Below are 5,981 nucleotides of genomic sequence, written 5' to 3'. Positions count from 1 at the left end.
CCCCAAGGCGCTCCCGCCAGCCCCCGCCCAGTGGCACGCCACCTGCGTCCGCCCGGCGCCGGAGAGCACGGCCAGATCCTCCGTACGGCACCTGCCCGCGACGCCCGCCGCCTCCGCCTCGCCGGAGGCAAGCACCTGACACCGCACATGGAACCGGCAGCCCCCCGGGATACGGGACGGATCCGGCGGCTCGCCCGTGAGCACCACCGGCTCCCCGGGCGCCTCCGGCAGCACCGACAACAGGGCCTGCGTGTATGGATGTTGAGGGGACGTCAGCACCTCCTCCACCGTGCCGGTCTCCACGATCCGGCCCAGGTACATCACCGCCACACGGTCCGCGATGTTCCACGCGAGCCCCAGATCGTGCGTCACCACCAGTGCGGAGAGCCCCAGTTCGTCCCGCAGGCGCAGCAGCAGCGCCAGGATCTCGCCGCGCACGGACGCGTCGAGGGAGGCCACCGGCTCGTCGGCGACGATGAGTTCGGGTTCGAGGACCAGGGCGCCCGCGATGACGACACGCTGGCGCTGGCCGCCCGACAGTTCGTGCGGATAATGCAGGAAGAAGCGCTCGGGGGGCCGGAGCCCGGCCCGGGAGAGCGCCCCGGCGACCGCGGCCCGCTCGTCACCCGCGTACCCGTGGATGCGCAGCCCCTCGGCCACCGCCTCGTACACCGTGTGCCGGGGGTTGAGCGAGCCGCTGGGATCCTGGAGCACCAGCTGGACGCGCTTGCGGTACGCCTTGAGGGCGCGCCCGGAGTAGTTCAGCGGCTGCCCGGCGAACGTCACCTTGCCGGAGGTCGGCGGCACCAGGCCGAGCAGCGAACGGGCCAGCGTGGTCTTGCCGCAGCCCGACTCGCCGACGAGCGCGACGATCTCCCCGCCCTTGATGTCGAGGTCGACGCCGTCCACCGCCCGCGCGGTCGGTGCGCCCCGGCGGCCGGGGAAGGCGATGTGCAGGGCGCTGGCGGAGAGCAGCGGCCCGCCGCCCGGCTCGGGGGTGGTCATGCGCGGCTCCTCGTCACGGATGCTCTCGGTCACGGCATGCGCTCCGCCGTCGCGGGCGCCGACGTGGGCTGCGCCGGGAGCGGCGCGCCCGCGTGGACGCATGCCGCACGGTGGTGCGGGCCCGCGTCCCGCAGGGCCTGGTCCTCGCTCGCACAGGAGTCCAGGGCCACCGCGCAGCGCGGATGGAACGTGCAGCCCGTGGGGAGCGCCGACGGGTCGGGCGGGTCGCCGGGCAGGCCGCGCGGCGCGAACCGGGACGCCGCGTCGCCGATCCGCGGGAACGCCGCCGACAGGGCTTTCCCGTACGGGTGCTTGGCATCCTCGTAGACCTGCGTGGCCGGCCCCTCCTCGACGACGCGGCCCGCGTACATCACCGCGAGCCGGTCGCAGGTGTCGGAGAGCACCGCCAGGTCATGGCTGATCATCACCAGGCCGAGGTCCTGCTCGGAGACGAGCTGTTCGATCAGGCGCAGGATCTGGGCCTGGATCATCACATCGAGCGCGGTGGTCGGCTCGTCCGCGATGATCAGACGAGGATCGCAGGCCAGCGCCATGGCGACCATCACGCGCTGGCGCTGGCCGCCGGACAGTTCGTGCGGGTACGCCTCGGCGCGGGCGGCGGGCAGCCCCACCTGTTCGAGGAGTTCGCCGGCCTTCTTCCTGGCGCCCGCCTGTGTGGCCTTCCTGTGGAGCAGGATCGGCTCGGCGATCTGGTCGCCGATGCGGTGCACGGCGTTCAGCGAGTGCATCGCGCCCTGGAAGACGATCGAGGCGCCCGCCCAGCGCACCGCGCGCACCTGCCCCCACTTCATGGTGAGGACGTCCTCGCCGTCGAGCAGGATCTCGCCGGACACCTTCGTCCCCGCGGGGAGCAGCCGCAGCAGCGCCAGTGCGAGCGTGGACTTGCCGCACCCCGACTCGCCGGCGACGCCGAGCTTCTGGCCCGCGTCGACGTGGAGGTTCACCCCGCGCACGGCTGCGGCGCCGTTCGCGTACGTCACTTCGAGATCACGTACGTCGAGAAGACGCCGCACGCTGGCTTTGGACAGGTCGGTCGAGTCGGTCAGGTCGGTCAACGGGAAGCCCCCAGCCTGGGGTTGAGCACGGATTCCACGGCACGGCCGCACAGCGTGAACGCCAGCGCGACCAGCGCGATGGCGAGACCGGGCGGGGCGAGGTACCACCAGTGGCCCGCGCTGACCGCACCCGCCTCGCGCGCGTCCTGGAGCAGGCCGCCCCACGACACGCTCGTCGGGTCGCCGAGGCCGAGGAAGGCGAGCGTGGCCTCGGTGAGGATGGCGTTGGAGATGACGAGGGTGGTCTGCGCGAGGACGAGCGGCATGACGTTGGGCAGCACATGCCGGGCCATGACGTGGCCGTGGCCGCCGCCGAGCGCCCGCGCCCGCTCGATGTACGGGCGGGACTCCACCGCGAGGGTCTGCGCGCGGACCAGGCGTGCGGTCGTGGGCCAGGTCGTCACGCCGATCGCCAGGATGATCGTCCAGACGCTGCCGGACATCACCGCGGCCAGCGCGATGGCGAGCACCAGCGTCGGCATCACCAGGAACCAGTCGGTGACGCGCATGATCACCGTGGCGTACCAGCCCTTGAAGTGCCCGGCCGTGATGCCCACGAGCGTGCCGATGGCCACCGAGAGCACGGCGGCGAGCAGCCCCACGGTGAGCGACATCCGCGCGCCCCACACCAGCAGGCCAAGGAGGCTGCGCCCGAACTGGTCGGTCCCCAGCGGGAATTCGGCGCTCGGCGACTCCATCGGCGCACCCGGCGCGTCGGTCACGCTCTGCGCGTTCGAGCCGACGAGCAGCGGCGCGAGGACGGCGGCGAGGGCGATCAGGACCAGCGTCGCGAGCCCGAAGAGCCCGGCCCTGTGCGTGCGGTAGTCCCGCCAGAAGCGCGCCGCGGAGTGCCTGCGCCGCGTCCAGGCCAGGGAGCGCGCGCTCTTCTCCGGCGCGGTGGGGGTGGTCGGTGCGGAGTCGGTCGTCATCGGCCCACCCGGGGGTCGAGCAGCGGATAGATCACGTCGGCGAGAGTGTTCATCAGGATCACAGCGGCCGAGAAGACGAAGAACAGCCCCTGCACCAGCGGCAGATCGGGCACGCTCAGCGCCGCGTAGAAGAGCCCGCCGAGCCCCGGCCAGGAGAAGACGGTCTCGACGAGGATCGCGCCGGCCACCACCGTGCCGAGATTGACGAACATCAGCGTCACGGTCGGCAGCAGCGCGTTCGGGACGGCGTGCCGGCGGCGTACGAGATCGTCGCGGAGCCCCTTGGCGCGCGCGGTCGTCAGATAGTCGCTGCCCATCTCGTCGAGGAGCGAGGACCGCATGACCAGCAGCGTCTGCGCGTACCCGACGGCGACCAGCGTGATGACGGGCAGCACCATGTGGTGGGCGACGTCGATGACGTACGCGAAGCCCGTCTCACCGCCGGACTCCAGGCCACCCGTGGGGAACATCCCGGGAATCGGCCCGATCCCCACCGAGAAGGTGATGATCAGCAGCAGCCCGAGCCAGAACGACGGCACGGAGTACAGCGTCAGCGCGAGGCCGGTGTGGACGCGGTCGCCCAGCCTGCCGTTGCGCCAGGCCGTGCGCGTGCCGAGCCAGATGCCGATGAGGGTGTAGAGGACGTACGCCGTTCCGGTGAGGAGCAGGGTCGCGGGCAGCGCCTCGGTGATCTTCTCCATCACGGGGGCGTGGAACTGGTACGACGTACCGAAGTCGCCGCTCAGCACCTTGCCGGTGTAGTCCCAGAACTGGGCCATGACCGGCTTGTCGAGGCCGAACTCCTTGCGCATCGCGGCCAGTTGCTCGGCCGAGACGCGCTTGCCGCCCGTCATCTGCTTGACGGGGTCGCCGGGGATGAGCCGGAAGAGGAAGAAGCTGGTGACGAGCACGGCGAACAGCGACACGAGCGCGCCGCCGAGCTTGCCCGCCACATAGAGGAGATAGGCGCGGGTGTTGCGGGCCCTCGGCCCGCGGGCCGACGCCGGCCCGGCCTTCGCTGGGTCGCCGTCGGCCCCGGGGCCCGGCGGGCCCTCGGTGTCGAGCAGTGCGGGATTGCTGTCAGCGGTCATGCGTTACTCGCGGTCCTCTGCGGTAGAACGGCGGCGCAGGGCGAACAGGACTCCGCCGCCCACGAGCACCACCGCGGCAGCGGCGATACCGATGATGACACCGGTCGAGCTGCCATCCTTGGAGGAACTCTTCCCCTCCGCGGGTACGGCTGACCACCAGCTCCAATATCCATCCTGGCCGTAGATGTTCCCCGCGGCCGTCGGCATGGTGGTGATGGACTTGATCTGGTCGGTGCGGTAGGCCTCGACGGCGTTCGGGTACGCGAGGACGTTCATGTACCCCGAGTCGTACAGCCACGACTGCATCCGCTTGACGATGTCCGCACGCTTGTCCGGGTCGTACTCCGCGAGCTGCTCGGCGTACAGCTCGTCGTACTTCTTGTCGCAGATGAAGTTGTCGGTGGCGGCGCTCTCCTTCGCCTTCACGGGCAGCGCGGCGCAGGTGTGGATGCCGAGTACGAAGTCCGGGTCCGGGTTGACGGACCAGCCGTCGAACGCCAGATCGTACTCACCCGCGTACCACGGCACGGAGACGTCATCGAGGCAGTTGACCTTCAGCCCGATGCCCAGCTCCCCCCACCACTCCTTCAGATACTTGCCCACGGCCTTGTCATTGGGGTCCGTGGCGTGGCACAGGATCCGGAAGTCCAGCGGCCTTCCGTCCTTGCCGACGCGCTTGCCGTCGCCGTTCTTCTTGTAACCGGCCTCGTCGAGGAGCCGGGCGGCCTTCTCCGGGTCGTACTTCAGCTCCTGGTCGGCCGACGGCTTCCAGGCGTACTCGGAGAAGCGCGGCGGAATGTAGCCCGCACCCTCGACGGCGTTGCCCTGGAAGACCTTGTCGACGATCGCCTCGCGGTCGACGGAGAGGAAGAGCGCCTGGCGGACCTTCTTGTCGAGCAGCGCCGGATGGCCGTCACCGAACTTCTCGCCATCCTTCGTCTTCGCCCCCGGATTGGTGGCGATGGCGAAGAAACGACGGCCCGGCCCCTCATTGACCTTGATGTTCTCCTCGTTCGCCAGGGAGTTGGCCTGCGCCGGGGTCAGCGCGGGCTGCCCGGCGACGAACGACACCTCGCCCTTCCTGAGCGCGGAGACGGCCGCGTCCTGGTCCTTGTACGTCTTGAAGACCAGCTCGTCGAACTTGGCCGGACCGCGCCAGAAGTCCTTGTTGGCCTTGAGCCGCACGTACTGGTCGACCTTGTAGTCCGTCAGGATGAACGGGCCGTTGCCGACGACAGGGAAGTCCTTGTCGTTGTTGAACTTGGAGATGTCGTCGACCTTCTCCCATACGTGCTTGGGGACGATCGGCACGTCCAGCGCGGCCATCGTGGCCTGCGGCTTCTTCAGCTCGATGACCAGCTTGGTGGGGCTGGGCGCGGTCACCTTCCGGAAGTTGGTGACGAAGTTGGAGTTCGCGGTGGCGGTGCCCTCCTTGGACATCACCTTGTTGAACGTCCAGGCGGCGTCCTCGGCGGTGGCGGGCTTCCCGTCCGACCACTTGGAGTCCTTACGAATGGTGTAGGTCCACGTCAGCTTGTCGGCGGACGCCTTCCAGTCGGTGGCGAAGCCCGCGATCGCCTTGTTGTTCTTGGCGTCGTAGTTCGTCAGGTACTCGTACGTCAGCCGGTGGATGCTGGTGCTGAGCAGCCGCTGGGCGAGGAAGGGGCTGAGCGAGTCGACGCTCTGCGCCACGGCGACGGTGAGGACCTTCTTGCCTCCGTCACCCTTGGCCTCGGCTTGCCGCGGGACCGGATCGAGTGGCGTGGCGAGACCGGCCGTAAGGGTGAACGCGGCGGCACCGGCGGCGGCGAGGAGCTTCAGCCGGCTGCGGGGGCGGTGAGGCGCTGGGGTCTGCGGTTCCGGGGCGGTGGGTTCCGGGG

The 5,981-nt window shown here is 70.2% G+C and carries 5 protein-coding genes; all 5 read right to left on the bottom strand.

Annotated features, from left to right (window positions below):
• Nucleotides 1–1,005, bottom strand: a 1,005-nt coding sequence (locus GKQ77_RS25855) for an oligopeptide/dipeptide ABC transporter ATP-binding protein (RefSeq protein ID WP_219691346.1), incomplete at its 3' end; no start/stop codon positions are given.
• A 29-nt stretch (nt 1,006–1,034) separates the two neighbouring features.
• The gene (locus tag GKQ77_RS25850) at nt 1,035–2,081 is read right to left on the bottom strand and encodes an ABC transporter ATP-binding protein (protein ID WP_372459983.1); all 1,047 of its coding nucleotides are present in this window, start codon (nt 2,079–2,081) and stop codon (nt 1,035–1,037) included.
• On the bottom strand, nt 2,078–3,010 hold the full coding sequence (locus tag GKQ77_RS25845; RefSeq protein ID WP_219691344.1) for an ABC transporter permease: 933 nt from the start codon (nt 3,008–3,010) through the stop codon (nt 2,078–2,080). Before GKQ77_RS25845 ends, GKQ77_RS25850 begins: the two co-directional genes overlap by 4 nt.
• Nucleotides 3,007–4,101 carry an ABC transporter permease gene (locus GKQ77_RS25840; protein WP_219691343.1) on the bottom strand — a complete coding sequence of 365 codons (1,095 nt, stop codon included), beginning with the start codon at nt 4,099–4,101 and terminating at the stop codon, nt 3,007–3,009. Before GKQ77_RS25840 ends, GKQ77_RS25845 begins: the two co-directional genes overlap by 4 nt.
• Nucleotides 4,102–4,104: 3 nt before the next feature.
• Nucleotides 4,105–5,922: an ABC transporter substrate-binding protein gene (locus GKQ77_RS25835; RefSeq protein WP_219691345.1), complete on the bottom strand. Its 1,818-nt coding sequence runs from the start codon at nt 5,920–5,922 to the stop codon at nt 4,105–4,107.
• Nucleotides 5,923–5,981: the final 59 nt, after the last annotated feature.

The organism is Streptomyces anatolicus, from assembly GCF_019400875.1.
Classification (GTDB): domain Bacteria; phylum Actinomycetota; class Actinomycetes; order Streptomycetales; family Streptomycetaceae; genus Streptomyces; species Streptomyces anatolicus.
This window is presented reverse-complemented; position numbering and strand designations above follow the sequence as displayed.

Coding starts and splice junctions, on each gene's coding strand:
- GKQ77_RS25845 (WP_219691344.1), bottom strand. CDS start 3,010: ATGACGACCGACTCCGCACCGACCACCCCCACCGCGCCGGAGAAGAGC.
- GKQ77_RS25840 (WP_219691343.1), bottom strand. CDS start 4,101: ATGACCGCTGACAGCAATCCCGCACTGCTCGACACCGAGGGCCCGCCG.